Below are 15,821 nucleotides of genomic sequence, written 5' to 3'. Positions count from 1 at the left end.
CCCAGCCCAGCCCAGCCCAGGCTTGGCCAACGCCGTGCCGGCGGGCATTTGCACTCAAAAACCGCGGCCGGCCAAGATCAGCAACACAGAGACGATGAGTGACGCTGGAAACGGTGACCTTGGGAATGCGGCAACACCAATCAACGAGGTCGCGAACACGTAGCCACCAATGAGCCCGAGCAGTTCATTGTCGGCACGGCCTGCAGCCCGTACCGCGACATGCCCGGCCAAAAGAAGCGGAAGGCCGAACAGCACGAACCAGAACGCCGTGCGTCGCGGTTCGGGTTCGGCAAACCTGCCGACGAATCCCGCAACCACCGCATCGCGCAACGTCGCCCTGTACTTGACGATACCGAATGCGATATGGGCCACGCCGAGAGTCACAAGCGCCCACGATGAGACCACGGCGAGCAAACTGCTTGTCAATGGGATCGACGCTGGTGAAGGCGGGGTCATGGATGCTTTCAGAGGAATGGCTCGCATGTCAATCGAAGAAGTCGGGAGGCCAATGCACACATTCTGGCCGCTCGTGAGCGTCCAGCGGCGCCACCTTGACTGCTCATGCGGGCTACCCCTTCGTCGGCAGCCATGTGGCGTACTCCACGCTCGGAGGTGACTTGCATAAACGGCCTGCCGCAAGCATCAGGAATGGCTGCAAATCGCCGCCGGTTCCGAACGTCAGCAGCATGACGAGGGGTTTGTTCATTGGTCTGGCATGGCGGCCCCGCCAGGCCCAACGCGCAGGTCGTCGATCTCCGTTTGCGCACAGCTCGCAAAGTTGCTGCCGCCGGCGCCGGTCGCCCAGGCCATGGCCGCACGAAGCAGGTCGATAGCCTGCCGGCTCTGCGGCAGCGTGTGGCCGTAGGCATGGAACTCGTGGGTCATGTCCGGCCAGACGTCCAGCCGAACGCGCGCCCCCTGCTGCTGCAAGCTGCCTGCGAAGTCGCGGATCATGTCCACCAGAATCTCCTTGCCACCGGCCTGAAGGTAGACCGGGGCCGCATCGCGGTAGCGCTGGTGCGTGGGCGAGAGATCGGCGTCGCTGCAGTTCGTGCCGGCCTTCAGCCACGCACCGTACTGCAGGGTCTGATAGCCCTGGACCATGTCGTAGCGGTCGTTGCCGAACTGGCTTTCACCGCGTCGGCCGATGTCGGTCCAGGGACTGAGCGCAATGGCCAGCGCGGGCTGGGGCAGGCCCACCGCGGGCAGATTCGCCAGAAGCATCAAGGCCAGGTGGCCGCCGGCCGAGTCGCCACCCACCACCAGGCGTTTGTGGTCGATGCCGGCATCCAGCAGATGCTGGTAGGCCGCCAGGCCATCGTCAATTTGTGCCGGATGCGGGTGCTCGGGTGTCAGCCGATAGTCGGGCGCGAAGATCGGCACTTGGAGCATCTGCGCCAGCATGGCGATGAAATGCCGGGACACCGCGCCATAGAACGCATAGCCGCCGCCATGGAAGTACAGCAGCGTCAGCGCGCTGTCGTGGCCCCGCGGGATGAACCAGTCGCCACGCGGCTGGCCCGCGGCGCTGGGGCGCACGTCGACCTGGGGGTTCGCCACGACCACGGTGTACAGGCTGTCGAAGTAGGCTCGGCTGTCGGCGATGTCGGGCAGCGCGAGGGCATGGACGAACTGGCGCCGATAGAACAGGGTTCCGATCTCGAACGCTGCGCTCCACTGCGGCACCAGCGGCCTGCCGATGCAACGACGGGCCAGCACCGTGGCGGTGGTGCCTAACAGGGTGGCCAGGCTGCGCAGTTGGTGGGACAAGCGTCCCTGCAGGATGGTCTTGGGCATGCGGAGTCGGGCAGAGCGAACGACCTGCAGTGTCCTTGGCCACAATCGGCCGGTCTAGAACGGAACCGACATCGCACGTGAACCTGCCCATCAGCGCCCGCCTGCACCTTCCACGTCCCGCGCTCGGTGCCTGCATCTACATGGCCGTTGAACGCGACACCCGGGGCCGGTCCTTGACGGATGCTCAGCGCTTCAACCACTACCCGGCCACGCCATTGCCCATGGTGTCGTGGATCTTCGAAGGCGAACTGCACATGGTGGTGGAGCCGCCGTCGGTGTCAGCGCCTCCGGCGTTGGCGCCTGCGCTGCCACGTGTGGTGTTTTCTGGACCGCAGCGCAAGCCGTCGGCCAGCTGGTCGCCGGGGCCGGTGCACGCGCTGTCCGTGGCCTTCCATTCAGACGCCTTGTCCAGGCTGCTGGGCATCAGCCTGGAGCCCCACCTGGACAAGATCGTGCCGTTGCAGGACCTCATGGGCGGTGCCTTGTTGAGCAGGTTCCTTCAGATCGGCCAGTCCGACGCGCGCAACGCGTTTCATCAACTGGAGGCGACATTGCAGCCGCTGTGGCAGGGTGCACAGGGTGGTCACGCCCTGCCAACCCTGCGCGGGTGGGTGCAATCGCTGGTCGTGCGCGCTGCATTTACGAGGCCGGGTGCCGGCCTACGGCAGGCGCAACGCCGCTTCAAGGACTGGACGGGACAGAGTCACCGGGACTTGCAGCTGTACGTGCGCACGGAGCGGGCCATGGTCCACGCGACGGCGCAAGCCCAGGCCGGAGGCACCGCACCGGACCTGGCATTGGTGGCCGCCGAGGCGGGGTTTGCAGATCAGTCCCACCTGGGTCGCGAGGTGCGAAGGGTGACCGGGCTTCCGCCTGGCCAGCTTGGCGAATTGATGAGAACCCACGAGGCGTTCTGGTTCTACCGCCTGTTGAGCGAACACTTGCACGACGCAGCGGGCCATGCGCCTGGCTAAGTGGCCATGGTCGCGACGGTACGCGACCCAGAGCTGCCCGCCGGATTGCTCCAAAGCAGCCGGACGGCGAGAGATCGCTTTTCTTGTTTGGCTTCTCCGAAGCGGCCGTTCGTGATCTCACGGACCCGGCCATTATGGTGAGCTCTCCATAATGGCCGAGTCCGGGTCTTCGCGAATGTCCGCTGTGCTGCTAGCCAACTTGAACGGCCGCTCTAGGGTTGACGGATCGAAGCCGCGTGAGGTGGCGCACGACCCATTGCGGTCTCCCCAAGAAGCCGGAGCAGTCATCCGCCGAATCAACGGTTAGCCATCGCGCCACTCGACGGTCACTCGAAGGCCGGACCCCCCGTCTCTCGCAGCCAGGGACACCCGTGCGCCCAGCAGCCGGGCAGCCTCATTCACGATCGCCAGCCCCAAGCCAGAGCCGGGGCCGGCCCCCTGTCCTCGGTAGAAGCGCTCGAACGCATGTGTGCGCTCCTCGGCCGGCATGCCCGGTCCGTTGTCCTGCACCTCGAGCCGAACTTGACCGTCCCGCCGCGTGAGCTGCAACTCCACCTGCGAACCCGGCGGGCAGTGGTTCAGAGCATTTCGCAGCAGATTGTCGAGGATGGAGTGCAGGGCCGGCACAACCACGGTGGCGCGGCAGTGGTCCGGCGACACCAGGGCCATCTCGATGCCGCGGGCATCTGCCAGGGGTGTGAGGTCGATCAGGTGCTGGCGGCACAGCGCCACCAGGTCGATGGGCTCGGTGACTCGCGGCGCGCCCGGGGACTCCAGTCCGGCCAGCGTCAGCAATTGCTCCACCAGATGCGATGTGCGTTGCACGCCGCGCTCTATGCCCTGCCGTGCAGTCTCGGCCGCTGCGGCATCAGGCGCGGTGGCCAGCGCATGAGCCTGGGCCACGACCACCGCCAGCGGGGTGCGCAATTCGTGCGCTGTGTTGTGCGTCAATGCGCGCTCGTGCTCCAGATGCAGGCGTGCGCGCGCCAACAAGCCGTCGATGGCGCCCACGATGGGCTGAAGCTCGGCATGGCGCAGGTCGAGTTGCAGAGGCGTCAGCGTGGCGGCATCCCGCTGGGCCAGAGCCGAGACCAGGTGGCGCAGAGGCGCCAGCCCGGTGCGAACTGCCCACCACAGCGGCAGCATCAGCAGTGGAATGGCCACCAGGAGGGACGGCAGCAGCCCACCGCCCAGCCACCGCAACACGAGGCTGTCCTGCACCACCGGTTCGAGGAGGATGACGCGCCAGCGTGGGGTTTCGTGCAGCCAGGGCCAGTAGCCGCGCCCGCGCAGCTGGATGACTTCTTGCCGCGCCTGCAGTGGCGTCAACTCCGCCTGGCCCCGCAAGGCCGGCGAGGCATAGACCTGCCGCCCGTCGCGCGTCTGCAGCACGAAGGCCAGGTCTTCGATGCCGGGCAAGCCGGAGTCACGCCGAGTTCGGTTGAACTGATGTTCGGTGGCCCGCACGATAGCTGCGGCGACGGGTTCGTCCACGTCAGCCAGCGCCTCGCCCAAGGCCTCGGTCGCAGAGCGTTGGGCCACACGATCGGAGACACCGGCCCTGAACGCCAGGTAGTCCAGGCCCACCAGTACGGCGGCGATCATCACCAGCGCCAGGAGCAGCACGCGCACCAGCCGCCCTTGCAGCGACGCCTGCCTCCTCATGGCCTGAGCTGGTAGCCCACGCCGCGCACGGTGCGGATGCGCTCGGCGCCGATCTTGCGGCGCAGGTTGGACAGGTGCACTTCGATGGTGGCAGCGTCCACCGGGTCACCCAGCGGCTCCAGCAACTGCCCCAGCACCTGCTTGGGGACCACCGTGCTGGTGTCCTTGGCCAGGGCCAGCAGCAGCTGGAACTCGCGCGCTGACAAGGCCAGCAACTCGCCGTTCAGCCATGCCTGGTGCGAGCGCGGCGACACGGTCAGCTCACCCAGTTCCCACAGCTCGCTGGCCTGCTGCCGGTGGCGGCGGTGCACGGCCCGCACGCGCGACAGCAGCTCGGGGATCTCGAAGGGCTTGACGAGGTAGTCATCGGCCCCTTCGTCCAGGCCTTCGAGCCGATCCGTCAACGCGGACCGTGCGGTGATGACGATGACCGGTGTCGTGATGCGCTTCACTCGCCAGTGGCGCAACAGGTCCAGCCCTTCCTGGCCGGCCAGGGCGCGATCCAGCAGCACCAGGTCCACCTCGGGCCCGAGCGCAGCGCGGGCGTCGGCGGCGCGCCGCACCCATTGCGCGCTCATGCCCTCGGCCTTCAAGGCGGCCAGCAGCGCGGGGCCCAGATCGAGGTCGTCTTCGACCAGCAGGATGTGCATGGCATTCACTGTAGCGCCCCGACCTTTGGGAAAGCCAAAGCTGCCAGACGCGACACTGTGGGGAATGCCAAGCCCAAGCACCGAAGTTCTCATGCTCGATGGCCGACGGGTCGAGGTGCAATACGCACGCCGGCCGGGACCGACCATCGTGCTCATCAATGGTGCCGGTGGTCCACTGGACGGCTGGATGCGTGTGTGGGTACCCCTGACCAAGCTGGGCACGGTGGTCGCGTGGAACCGGCCTGGCATTGGCGCCAGCGATCCGCCCCACGTGGACCAGACCTCGGAGACCGTGACACGACAACTCCTTGCGTTGCTCGCAGCGCTGGCGATACCCGGGCCGTATGTGCTGGTGGGGCATTCGCTGGGCGGCCTGCATGCCTTGCACTTTGCGCGCAGCCATCCGGCACACATCGCAGCGGTGGTGCTGTTGGAAGCCACCGCACCGCAGGATATGGCAGCCATGGCCGAACATGCATCACCGCTGCAGCGCGGCCTGCAGGCTCTGGTCGACCGCTGGTGGCCACCCCAGCCGCACAGCGAGGTCGTTCACGCGCGGACCAGCGCGGCGCAGCTGGCGGGCTTGCCGCCGTTCCCGCGGGTGCCACTGGCCGTCGTCACCGGCATGCGGCCGGCCCTGGCATGGTTGACACCCGGCGCGCAGCGGGCTGCCCGCTGCCGGCACCAGCGCGCACTGGTCGAACTGTCGCCGCCGGGGTCACACGTGCTTGCTCATCGCAGCGGCCACTTCCCGCAGCTCTCGGAGCCGGCCCTGGTGGCTCAAGCCATTTCCGACCTGGCCCGTGCGGCAAGCTCGCAGCCCCGCGTCTGAAACCTCAACCATCGATCCTCATGCACCTTCATCTTGCTCTATCGAAGTCGCGCTGCCGTTGGATGGCCGCGCTTGTCGGCGCGCTCCTGCTGACCGCTTGCGCGCAGGTTCCGCGCCATGGCACCACGTCGGCGTCTTCCGGCACCATGGCGTACGCGCTGGGCGGCCCGGAGAAGGCGCCCGTCGTCGTGCTGCAAAGCGGTCTGGGCGACGGCCGCACGACCTGGCACACCGTCTGGCAGCAGCTGACGGCGCGGCACCGCGTCTTCGCGCTGGACCGTCCGGGCTACGGCGACAGCCCGTCGACTACCGTGCCGCGAGATCCCTGCCAGGTGGCCCGCGAACTGCACGCGGCGCTGCGCGACGCCAAGGTGCCGCCACCGTATCTTCTGGTGGGCCATTCGCTGGGCGGGCTGTACCAGGTGGCCTTTGCACGGTTGTACCCGGCAGAAACCGCAGGCGTGCTTCTGCTGGACCCCACCCACCCCGAGCACTTGGCCACGCTGCAGCGCGAGACACCCAAGACCGCCGCGCTGTTGAGCGGCCTGCGCGACACGGTGTTCACCGCCACCATGCGCGCCGAGTTCGATGCCCAGGCGCAATGCTTGAACACGCTGCCGCCGTGGCCGCCCGCGGTGCCCGCGAGATTGCTGTTTTCGGGCCGCTTCGGGCCGCTGGAGACGGCCGACTACCAGCGCACGTTGTCGCAACTGCGCCAGGACTGGCGGCAACGCCTGGTAGCGACGGCCGAGACCATCCCCAACTCGGGGCACTACCTCCATCACGACGCGCCCCAGAGCGTGCTGCAGGCAGTGGAGCAATTGCTGGTGACGGCAGCCGTGACGCCAAAGCGCTGAACTGCGGGGGGGGGCGTGGCAAGCGCGGACTTTGGCCTCTCTTTGGGTGCCGCCTCGCACACTGCCGGGCATCGCAACTCTGTGGACCTTTCATGTCACGCAACGCCACTTCTTCCCCCCTGCACCGCCGTTCGGTGCTGCAGCTGATCCTCACCAGCGGGCTCGCCCTGGGCTTGGCCGCATGCGGCGGCGGATCCGATGAGTCGGAGCAGGAAGAGACCACGGCCGTGCTTCAGACCCAGGCCAACACTGGCGTGGCCGATGGCCTGGTGGGCCTGTTGCTCGGCCAGGTGACGCTGCAGACCCGCAGCGTGGCCGTGGCCGGCAAGCGCCGCATGGGCCAGGGCGCGCCGCTGGACCTGCAGGACCGCCTGGCCATCGGCTCCAACACCAAGGCCATGACCAGCGCCGCCATCCTGGCGCTGGCAGAGCGCGGCGGCCCGGCGCTGCAGCTGACGCTGCCGCAAGCCTTTGCCGAGTGGGCCGCCGACATCCACCCCGCCTACGCGCAGGTGACCCTGGCCGACCTGCTGAACCACCGCGCCGGCCTGCCCGCCTTCAACGGAAGCGGCGAGGACGAGGTGGCCTTCATCACGGCTGTTGAAGCCGACACCGGCCCGCTGCCAACCACGCTGGCCGGCCGCCGCGCTTACTTCGCGCGCTGGTTGCTGGCCCAGGCGCCGGCGGTCGGTGTGGCGCCGGGGCGCGACTTCAACTATTCGAACGCCGGCTACATCCTGGCGGCCGCGATCGTCGAGGCACGCACCGGCAAGGCGTTCGAGACGGTGTTCGACGAAGTGCTGGTGCAGCCTCTGGCGCTGCAAGGCGTGTGGCGCTCGATGGTGCCCGGCCCGGCCGACATCGTGTGGGGGCACGAAGGCGCGGCAGGCGCCCTGGCCGTGGTCGTGGCCAGCGAGGAAGCGCTGGCCACCAAGGACTGGCTGGACATCATCGGCCCTGCCGGCAACTGGGCCTGCACCGGCGAGGCCTATGCCCACTGGCTGCGCTGGCACGTGCGGGCGCTGCGAGGCGAGCCCACGCCGCTGCCGCAGGCCTATGTGGACGACCTGCGCGCGGCGCCTGACGGCCGCTACCTCTGGGGCTGGCAGGCCATGGCCACGCCCAAGCGGATGCTGCTGACCCACACCGGCCACGAGCCCGGCTTCATGGCCGAGGTGGTGGTAGACCGGGCCGGCGAGTTCGCCGTGTTCGGCCTGAGCAACACGGGCCACTTCGCCGAGGACGGCACCAGCTGGGTCCTGGGACGCATCGACCAGGCACTGGCCGAGGTGTTGAAGCAGCAGTCGATTGCGCTTTGAGCGCGTGGCGTCCGTTAGGCTGCCGGCATGTCTCGATACCTGACTTTCGCCGTGCAGGGTTTCGGCCGCCGTGCCTGGCTCGCGGCGCTGATGCTGATGGCGTCCTGCGCCTCGCCGCCCGACGCCGGCCTTGCACCGGCCGCCGCGGCGGGACGGCTTGAGCATCTGGCGCAGCAACATCATGTCTGCGGCGCCGCGGTGGCAGTCATCCAGCAGCGCGAACTGCAGTCGGTCACGACCGCGTCCGGCTGCGATCCTGTGCTGCAGGTGCGGCCTGACAGCGTGTTCCAGGCCGCGTCACTGAGCAAACCGGTGTTCGCCTTTGCCGTGCTGAAGCTGGTGCAACAGGGCCACCTGGCGCTGGACGCACCGGTCCTGCAGTACCTGCCGCGAGGCTATCGGCATGCCTTCGATCCGCTGCACCAAGGGCCGGCTTGCGCATTCCGATTGATGGCACCACGTATTCCAGTTCAAACGCGCCACCCATTCCGATCCGATTCCGCCATCCCGCCCTATGCAGTCGGCAGTCCAACGCAACCCTGTTGGCGAGACCTGACGTCTAAGGGTTAGAGGCTTCCACGTTGTGTTGCCACAATCCATAACACCGCACCCTTTAGAAGCCCCATGCCACGAAATTTCGCCGCAGCGCTCGCCCTGTCCGTGCTTCTTGCTGCCTGCGCCAGCGCGCCTCCCCGTCCGGAGCCGGTGCCGCGCGACGATCTCGATGGAGTCCAACGGCAGCTTGGCACATACATCGCGCACGAACTCGCGCAGCAGAGTCTCGCCGGGTTGAGCATTGCACTGGTGGATGACCAGCGCATTGTCTGGGCCAGCGGTTTCGGTTGGGCTGATGCTTCCGCGCAGGTGCCTGCCACGCCCCAAACGCGGTACCGCGTCGGCTCGATCAGCAAGCTGTTCACCGACACCGCTGCAATGCAACTCGTTGCGCAAGGGGCGCTGGATCTGGACGCTCCCGTGCAGCGCACGCTGCCATGGTTTCGTATCGGCAGCGCCTGGCCGCAGGCGGGGGACATCACGCTGCGACAGTTGATGACGCACCATGCCGGCCTTCCCCGCGACATGGCCGGTGGCATGTGGCTGCAGGAGGCTCCTTCGCCATCGCACGACTTTCGCGCGATGCTTCATTCACTGGCCGATAGCCAGGTCGACGCTCCCCCCGGGCAGATGCTGATGTATTCAAACGTCGGCCTCGACCTGGTCGGCGCGATGATCGAGGCCGGCTCCGGCGAACCGTTCGAGCAGCGCCTGCACCGGACAGTGTTCACACCGCTTGGCCTGCGCAACGCGCAGTTCAGTGCCGCTGTGCCCGACGTAGACGGGATGGCACGTGGCCACTACCAGGGCAAACCGCAGCGCGAGCCAGCCTTGCGTGACGTGCCGGCGGGCGGGCTCAATGCCAGCGTCACCGATCTCGGCCGTTTTCTGATGATGCAGTTCGCCAACGGGCGCAATGCAGTGGGCGAGGTTGTGCTGCCGGCAGAACAGCAGGCGGCGATGCTCGAACGCCAGAACGCCGACGTGCCGCTGGATGCCGATATGCGAATCGGCCTGGGCTGGATGCTGACGACATTCGGCACCGACACCGTTCGCGGAGGCGGGCCGGTGGCCCACCACGGCGGCGCGACCATGTACTTCCGCAGCCAGCTGATGATGCTGCCGCAGCACAAGATCGGGGTGGTTGTCGCTTCGAACGATGGCGCCGCCGGCAACTCGGTCAACCGCATCGCGCAGCGCGCGCTCGCGCTGCTTCTGGAGGCGCGCACGGGCATCCGGCAGACGGTCCACGTACCCGGCTTCACGCCGGCGGCGCGAGCCTGGCCGCCCGAGCAGTGGCTAGCCGTGCGCACGACCTGCGCAGGCGACTACATGACCCTGGCCGGCCCTGTCTCACTTGTGCCCGATGGCCAGCACATGATCGCGCTTGCCGGCGGACGCCGACTCGAACTGCTCGAAGGCGAAGCCGGTCGCTTCGGGCTGCGATACCGCCTGGCCGGTCTGCTGCCGATCGAGCTCGGAACGCTGTCGAAAATGGGTTTCGAATGCCGACAAGTCCAAGGACGGCAGGTGCTGATCGCAGTGCTGGACGACGAGCGCATAGTGGCTGGCGAGAAGCTGCCCCCGGCTTCGCTGCCGTCGTACGTGGCACGCTGGACAGGCAGTTACAAGCCACGGCTGGCAGAAGGAGAGACGGCGTCACTGTCCACGGCGAACGAGGTACGTGTGTTCCAGTCCGAGGGCCGACTTTGGGTGCAGTACAAGATGCACCGGGCCTTTGGCGGAGGAGCACAGGTGGCGCTGTTGCAGCCGATCTCGCAGACAGCCGCGCGTGCGGTCGGCCCGCTGGCCGATGTGGGTGCCATGGTGCAGATTGAAGATCGCAACGGCGAGACGCCACGCGTGCGCTTCTCAGGTTGGACCTTCGACCGTGTCGGCGATTAGGGGGCTCGGAGCATCTCGGTCGGCCATAGGAGCGACCTCGTCGTAGTACCCCGCGAAGGCCTTCGACGAATTTGTCAGCCGGTTTGGGCCTGCACCGCCCCGCCGGAAGGTCCTGTCGAAGAAGATGGCTGGCTCGCGCTTACACCTTCCCAAGAACGGTGCCTTGTCGCGGCATGCCGACCGAGGCGCGCAGGCCTGTGCAAGTGATCCACGGCATACCGCGTTGCCTGCGGTGCTGTGGGGGTTGCGGAATCGGATCGGAATGGGCGGCGGGTTTGAAAAGGAGTTGGTGTCGGTTTTCAATCGGAACGCTTGGCGCTCTAGATCCGGAATACGCAGGCTGGCAAGACCGACGACGTCACCGACCCGCTGCTGGGCGCCGTGACCGTGCGCATGCTGTTGCAGCACACGGCCGGGCTGCCCAACTGGGCATCGGGGCCGCTGCGCTTCGAAGGCACACCGGGCACTCGCTGGGCCTATTCCGGAGAAGGTTACGTTCTGCTGCAGCGGGCCGTCGAAGCCGTGATGCGCCGGCCGCTGGACGAAGTCATGCAAGAACTGGTCTTCACCCCGCTGGGCATGGGCCGCAGCAGCTGCCGCTGGACGCCACAGATCGGCGAGCACTTGCTGCCAGGCACCAAGGCCAAAGGGTCGCCGCGCAAGGTGGTTCCCTTGCAGCAGCCGGTGGCGGCGTTCAGCCTTTACACCACCGTTGACGACTACGCTCGCTTCCTCATCGCATTGCTGCGCGACCCGGCCCTGCTGGCGGAGACCGCCGACTCACCGGTTGACGTCGACACGCGCTTGAACCTGCGTTGGGGATTGGGCTGGGGCCTGGAACAGGCGGCAGATGGCGCGCAGCTCTGGCAATGGGGCAATAACCCGGGCTACCGCGCGTTCGCGCTGGCCATGCCTGGATCGGGCAATGGCCTGGTCCTGCTGACCAACAGCGATGCCGGCCTGAAGTTGGTCGAGCCCCTCGTGCGGGCCGCATTGCCCGGGGAACACAAGTTCTTGCGGTCGCGCTTCTTGACGGCTGGCGCGTTGGACGCGCTCTGCGAAATCCTGGGCGTGTGCCTTTGACGGATCACTGCACGCTGCGGCGAGGTCTTTGGACTGGACGAGTGTCCGGTTTGTGGAACGCCCGCTTCTGGCCGACTGCTGGTGCCGGCGAGCGGCGGCTATGTTGCAGGCTGATCAACATGGAGCTGCGCACTGCCACTGAGACAGCACTGGCACGGAAGTAGGCCTGTCGCAGCAACTTGTGCGCGACCTGCGAGGACTCGGTGACGCAGGCGTCATTGAGTGCTTGTCGGCGCTCACGCGCCGACGAAACGAATTCGGCCCCCTACGGCAGTTCGCCGTGGGCGGCTTTGCGGCGCGGCGCTGCCGCTACGATGCGCTGATGACCGCCACCCTCTATCCGCACCTGCTGCAGCCGCTGGACCTGGGCTTCACCACCTTGAAGAACCGGGTGCTGATGGGCAGCATGCACACCGGGCTGGAGGATGGCCGCAAGCACTTCCCGCGCATGGCGGCCTTCTTTGCCGAGCGCGCGCGTGGCGGCGTCGGGCTGATGGTCACCGGCGGCTTCGCCCCCAACATCGAGGGCTGGGCCAAGCCCTTCGCCGGGACACTGTCCACCTCGGGCGCGGCCGGTCGGCACCGGCAGGTGACGGAGGCGGTGCATGCCGAAGGCGGCAAGATCGCGCTGCAGATCCTGCACACCGGGCGCTACGGGTATCAGCCGTTCTGCGTGGCGCCCAGCCGCATCCAGAGCCCCATCTCGCCGTTCACGCCGCGGGCCTTGAGCGCCCGCGGCATCGAGCGCCAGATCCGCGCCTTCGTGCGCTGCGCGGCGCTGGCGCGCGAGGCCGGCTACGACGGTGTCGAGGTGATGGGCAGCGAGGGCTACTTCATCAACCAGTTTCTCGTCGCCCACACCAACCACCGCGACGACGAGTGGGGTGGCAGCTACCCCAACCGCATGCGCCTGGCGGTGGAGATCGTGCGGCGTGTGCGCGAGGCCGTGGGGCCCGACTTCATCCTCATCTACCGCATCAGCCTGATCGACCTGATCCCCGACGGCAGTTCATGGCCCGAGGTGCTGGAACTGGCCCGGGCCGTCAGCGCGGCCGGCGCGACGATCCTCAACACCGGCATCGGCTGGCACGAGGCCCGCGTGCCCACCATCGCCACCAGCGTGCCGCGCGGTGCCTTCACCTGGGTGACGAAGAAGCTGCGCGATGCGCTGCGCGCCGAGGGCATCGCCACACCGGTGGTCACCAGCAACCGCCTGAACATGCCCGAGGTGGCCGAGGCGGTGCTGGCGCGCGGCGATGCCGACATGGTGAGCCTGGCGCGGCCGTTCCTGGCCGATGCCGAGTTCGTCAACAAGGCGGCGCAGGGCCGCAGCGACGAGATCAACACCTGCATCGCCTGCAACCAGGCCTGCCTGGACCACACCTTCCGCAACCGCATGAGCAGTTGCCTGGTCAACCCGCGCGCCTGCCACGAGACCGAACTGGTCATCGCCCCCGCCGGCACGCGCAAGCGCATCGCGGTTGTCGGCGCCGGCCCCGCCGGGCTGGCCGCGGCGACGACGATGGCCGAGCGCGGCCACGAGGTGCACCTGTTCGACGCGGCGGCGCAGATCGGCGGCCAGTTCAACCTGGCCAGGCGCGTGCCGGGCAAGGAGGAGTTCGAAGAGACGCTGCGCTACTACGCCCGCCGCCTTCAGGTCACCGGCGTGCGCATGCGGCTGCAGACGCAGGTGGACGCCGAACTGCTGCGCTCGCACGCCTTCGACGAGGTGGTGCTGGCCACCGGCGTGACCCCGCGCGACCCCAGGATCCCCGGCCAGGACCACTCCAAGGTGCTGAGCTACATCGACGTGCTGCTGGGCCGCCGGCCGGTGGGTCGGCGCGTGGCCATCGTCGGCGCCGGCGGCATCGGCTTCGACGTGGCCGAGTTCCTGGCCAACGGCACCGACCTGGGCCACGCGTCCACCACCATGGACCTGGCGGCCTGGCTGCGCGAATGGGGCGTGACCGACCCGCAGGCGCAGCGTGGCGGCGTGGTGCGCCCGCAGCCGGAGCCGCCGGTGCGCGAGGTGACGCTGCTGCAGCGCAAGCCCGGCAAGCATGGCGGCACGCTGGGCAAGACCACCGGCTGGATCCACCGCGCCGCGTTGAAGATGAAGCAGGTGCAGATGCTGGCCGGGGTGAACTACGAGCGCATCGGCGCGGTCGACGGCTCGGGCGGCGCGGCCCACGCCGACGACCCGGTGGGCCTGTTCATCTCGTACGGCAAGGACCACAGAGACGGCACCGTGCTGACGGTGGACACCATCGTGCTGTGCGCCGGCCAGGAGCCGCTGCGTGAGCTGCAGGCGCCGCTGCGGGCCGCCGGCATCGAGGTGCACCTGATCGGTGGCGCCTTCGAGGCCGGCGAACTCGATGCCAAGCGGGCCATCGACCAGGGCACGCGGCTGGGGGCCAGGCTCTGACGGCCGTGCCGGTCAGGCCGGTCCGGCCGGCGGCCGCTCAGGCCGCAAGCGTCGGATAGTCGGTGTAGCCCTTGGGGCCGGGTGTGTAGAAGGTGGACATGTCAGGCGCGTTGAGGTCTGCACCCACGCGCAGGCGCTCGACCAGGTCGGGGTTGGCCAGGAACGGACGGCCGAAGGCGATGAGGTCGGCCTGCCCCGCCACCAGCGCCTGCTCCGCGCTGGCCCCGTCGAAACCACCGGCCAGCATGAACGGGCCGCTGAAGGCGCCGCGCAGCCGGGCCTTCAGTTCGGCCGGCACCGGCGGTGCACCCATCGCGGAATGGTCCAGCACATGCAGGTACAGCAGTCCCAGCGTCGAGAGCTCGCCGACCAGCGCCAGGTACTGCGCGTCGACGTCGGGATAGGGCCCGGTGCCGTTGAACACGCCATAGGGCGACAGGCGGATGCCGACGCGCTGGCCGCCGATGGCGGCCGCGCAGGCGCGGGCCACCTCGATCGCAAAGCGGTTGCGGCCCTGCGGGCTGCCGCCATAGCCATCGGTGCGCAGGTTCACGTTGGCATTGAGGAACTGCTCGATCAGGTAGCCGTTGGCGGCATGCAGCTCCACGCCATCGAAGCCGGCCTCGATGGCCAGCCGGGCCGATTGCGCGTATTCGCCCACGGCGTGGGCGATGTCGGCCTCGGTCATCGCGCGCGGGGCGCTGTGCGGTTGCATGGCGTGCGCGTCGGTGTACATCTCGCCGGGGCAGACTTCGGCCCCTGGGCCGAGCACTTCGGCGCCGGCCGGCAGGTTGGCCACGTGGGTGACGCGGCCGGTGTGCATCAGCTGCACGACGATCTTGCCGCCCTTGGCGTGCACGGCGTCGGTGACGAGCTTCCAGCCGCGCACCTGGGCGTCGTTGAAGAGCCCCGGGATGCGGGCATAGCCCAGGCCGTTGGGGGAGGGCGCCGTGCCTTCGGTGACGATCAGGCCGGCCGAGGCGCGCTGGCCGTAGTACTCGGCCATCAGGGCGTTGGGGGTGTTGTGGTCGACGGCGCGGCTGCGCGTCATCGGCGCCATCACCGTGCGGTTGGCGAGCGGCAGCGAGCGGACGAGGACAGGGTCGAAGAGCATCGTGACTCCAGCAAAGGGGAACAGGGGAGATTCGAGGGCCAGGCGCGTCGTCCTGGCCGGGAGCGGCTCGCGACGCCATGGCCGCCGGGGCGGGCCATGATAGGTGCGCACCGACGCGCTGTGGCCGCAGGGCCTCTGCGTTGACTCCCATCAAGCTGCGGCGGGGCCGATTGCGTACGCTGGGGCCGTCCTGTCCAGAGAACCTCGATGCGAATCCTGTCGTGCGCGATGGCCGCGCTGTTCGTCGCCACCCCTGTCGTCCACGCCAACCGGGCCGAGAACGACGCGGCCATGCTGCAGCGTGCCAACGCCAGCGGTTGCATGGCCTGCCACACCCTCCTGCCGGCGCCCAGGCGCGCCGACGGGCTGCCGCCCATCGCCCCGGCGTGGCGCGACATCGCCATCAAGTACCGCGACGACCCCGCGGCCTCCGACCGGCTGACACGCATCGTGATGACCGGCTCGAACCCGAATGCCCGGCATTGGGTGGGCAAGGTCAGCAACGTGGCGATGCCGCCCAACGCCGTAGCGATCGCCGAAGACGATGCGCGGGTGCTGGTGAACTGGATCCTCGTGCTGGTGCCATAGCCTGCACCACAGCGCCTGCCGGGCGGGCGTCGCATCGCCTACAGTGGCGGCACCGCA

General features: G+C 68.4%; 14 protein-coding genes. 9 read left to right on the top strand and 5 right to left on the bottom strand.

Annotation, left to right across the window (positions count from 1 at the left end; translation table 11 throughout):
- Positions 1 to 54: 54 nt before the first annotated feature.
- Positions 55 to 456 (bottom strand): DUF6463 family protein, encoded by a 402-nt coding sequence (locus EOINJALH_RS26260; protein WP_144290178.1) that lies wholly within the window; start codon positions 454 to 456, stop codon positions 55 to 57.
- Positions 457 to 702: 246 nt separating this feature from the next.
- The gene (locus EOINJALH_RS26255; protein ID WP_088285757.1) at positions 703 to 1,797 is read right to left on the bottom strand and encodes an alpha/beta hydrolase; all 1,095 of its coding nucleotides are present in this window, start codon (positions 1,795 to 1,797) and stop codon (positions 703 to 705) included.
- A gap of 77 nt (positions 1,798 to 1,874) precedes the next feature.
- On the opposite strand from EOINJALH_RS26255, the gene EOINJALH_RS26250 reads away from it, so the two are divergent.
- Positions 1,875 to 2,771 carry a helix-turn-helix domain-containing protein gene (locus EOINJALH_RS26250; protein ID WP_199873482.1) on the top strand — a complete coding sequence of 299 codons (897 nt, stop codon included), beginning with the start codon at positions 1,875 to 1,877 and terminating at the stop codon, positions 2,769 to 2,771.
- Positions 2,772 to 3,074: 303 nt separating this feature from the next.
- Here the strand turns inward: EOINJALH_RS26250 and EOINJALH_RS26245 are convergent, their stop codons facing one another.
- The gene (locus EOINJALH_RS26245; RefSeq protein WP_144290177.1) at positions 3,075 to 4,403 is read right to left on the bottom strand and encodes an ATP-binding protein; all 1,329 of its coding nucleotides are present in this window, start codon (positions 4,401 to 4,403) and stop codon (positions 3,075 to 3,077) included.
- Positions 4,404 to 4,432: 29 nt separating this feature from the next.
- Positions 4,433 to 5,086 (bottom strand): response regulator transcription factor, encoded by a 654-nt coding sequence (locus EOINJALH_RS26240; protein ID WP_088285753.1) that lies wholly within the window; start codon positions 5,084 to 5,086, stop codon positions 4,433 to 4,435.
- A 91-nt stretch (positions 5,087 to 5,177) separates the two neighbouring features.
- On the opposite strand from EOINJALH_RS26240, the gene EOINJALH_RS26235 reads away from it, so the two are divergent.
- From EOINJALH_RS26235 to EOINJALH_RS26205, 7 genes are all read left to right on the top strand, one after another.
- A complete protein-coding gene (locus tag EOINJALH_RS26235; RefSeq protein ID WP_158219904.1) occupies positions 5,178 to 5,918 on the top strand; it encodes an alpha/beta fold hydrolase in 741 nt (246 codons plus the stop codon).
- Positions 5,919 to 6,064: 146 nt separating this feature from the next.
- Positions 6,065 to 6,775: an alpha/beta fold hydrolase gene (locus EOINJALH_RS26230; RefSeq protein WP_088285781.1), complete on the top strand. Its 711-nt coding sequence runs from the start codon at positions 6,065 to 6,067 to the stop codon at positions 6,773 to 6,775.
- A 92-nt stretch (positions 6,776 to 6,867) separates the two neighbouring features.
- Complete coding sequence (locus tag EOINJALH_RS26225) at positions 6,868 to 8,094, top strand: serine hydrolase (protein WP_088285749.1); 1,227 nt, start codon at positions 6,868 to 6,870, stop codon at positions 8,092 to 8,094.
- Positions 8,095 to 8,121: 27 nt separating this feature from the next.
- Positions 8,122 to 8,664 carry a serine hydrolase domain-containing protein gene (locus EOINJALH_RS26220; RefSeq protein ID WP_088285747.1) on the top strand — a complete coding sequence of 181 codons (543 nt, stop codon included), beginning with the start codon at positions 8,122 to 8,124 and terminating at the stop codon, positions 8,662 to 8,664.
- A gap of 54 nt (positions 8,665 to 8,718) precedes the next feature.
- Entirely contained in the window at positions 8,719 to 10,554 is a 1,836-nt protein-coding gene (locus EOINJALH_RS26215) for a serine hydrolase (protein WP_088285745.1), read from the top strand.
- 381 nt (positions 10,555 to 10,935) lie between these two features.
- Positions 10,936 to 11,637, top strand: a complete 702-nt coding sequence (locus EOINJALH_RS26210) for a serine hydrolase domain-containing protein (RefSeq protein ID WP_088285743.1) — start codon at positions 10,936 to 10,938, stop codon at positions 11,635 to 11,637.
- 322 nt (positions 11,638 to 11,959) lie between these two features.
- Complete coding sequence (locus EOINJALH_RS26205) at positions 11,960 to 14,062, top strand: NADPH-dependent 2,4-dienoyl-CoA reductase (RefSeq protein ID WP_088285779.1); 2,103 nt, start codon at positions 11,960 to 11,962, stop codon at positions 14,060 to 14,062.
- 37 nt (positions 14,063 to 14,099) lie between these two features.
- Here EOINJALH_RS26205 and EOINJALH_RS26200 read toward each other — a convergent pair whose 3' ends face one another.
- Positions 14,100 to 15,176 (bottom strand): alkene reductase, encoded by a 1,077-nt coding sequence (locus EOINJALH_RS26200; protein WP_088285741.1) that lies wholly within the window; start codon positions 15,174 to 15,176, stop codon positions 14,100 to 14,102.
- 207 nt (positions 15,177 to 15,383) lie between these two features.
- On the opposite strand from EOINJALH_RS26200, the gene EOINJALH_RS26195 reads away from it, so the two are divergent.
- The gene (locus EOINJALH_RS26195) at positions 15,384 to 15,764 is read left to right on the top strand and encodes a cytochrome C552 (RefSeq protein WP_088285739.1); all 381 of its coding nucleotides are present in this window, start codon (positions 15,384 to 15,386) and stop codon (positions 15,762 to 15,764) included.
- Positions 15,765 to 15,821: the final 57 nt, after the last annotated feature.

It is taken from the genome of Ideonella sp. A 288, assembly GCF_002198735.1.
In the GTDB taxonomy this organism is placed as follows: domain Bacteria; phylum Pseudomonadota; class Gammaproteobacteria; order Burkholderiales; family Burkholderiaceae_C; genus Pseudaquabacterium.
Note: the sequence above shows the minus strand (reverse complement) of the source record. Positions and strands in the feature narration are given on the sequence as shown.

Excerpts from the sequence above, each read along its gene's own strand:
- EOINJALH_RS26220 (WP_088285747.1), top strand. The coding sequence starts at position 8,122 with ATGTCTCGATACCTGACTTTCGCCGTGCAGGGTTTCGGCCGCCGTGCC.
- EOINJALH_RS26230 (WP_088285781.1), top strand. The coding sequence starts at position 6,065 with ATGGCGTACGCGCTGGGCGGCCCGGAGAAGGCGCCCGTCGTCGTGCTG.
- EOINJALH_RS26260 (WP_144290178.1), bottom strand. The coding sequence starts at position 456 with ATGACCCCGCCTTCACCAGCGTCGATCCCATTGACAAGCAGTTTGCTC.
- EOINJALH_RS26235 (WP_158219904.1), top strand. The coding sequence starts at position 5,178 with ATGCTCGATGGCCGACGGGTCGAGGTGCAATACGCACGCCGGCCGGGA.
- EOINJALH_RS26195 (WP_088285739.1), top strand. The coding sequence starts at position 15,384 with ATGCGAATCCTGTCGTGCGCGATGGCCGCGCTGTTCGTCGCCACCCCT.
- EOINJALH_RS26240 (WP_088285753.1), bottom strand. The coding sequence starts at position 5,086 with ATGCACATCCTGCTGGTCGAAGACGACCTCGATCTGGGCCCCGCGCTG.
- EOINJALH_RS26200 (WP_088285741.1), bottom strand. The coding sequence starts at position 15,176 with ATGCTCTTCGACCCTGTCCTCGTCCGCTCGCTGCCGCTCGCCAACCGC.
- EOINJALH_RS26215 (WP_088285745.1), top strand. The coding sequence starts at position 8,719 with ATGCCACGAAATTTCGCCGCAGCGCTCGCCCTGTCCGTGCTTCTTGCT.
- EOINJALH_RS26225 (WP_088285749.1), top strand. The coding sequence starts at position 6,868 with ATGTCACGCAACGCCACTTCTTCCCCCCTGCACCGCCGTTCGGTGCTG.
- EOINJALH_RS26255 (WP_088285757.1), bottom strand. The coding sequence starts at position 1,797 with ATGCCCAAGACCATCCTGCAGGGACGCTTGTCCCACCAACTGCGCAGC.
- EOINJALH_RS26205 (WP_088285779.1), top strand. The coding sequence starts at position 11,960 with ATGACCGCCACCCTCTATCCGCACCTGCTGCAGCCGCTGGACCTGGGC.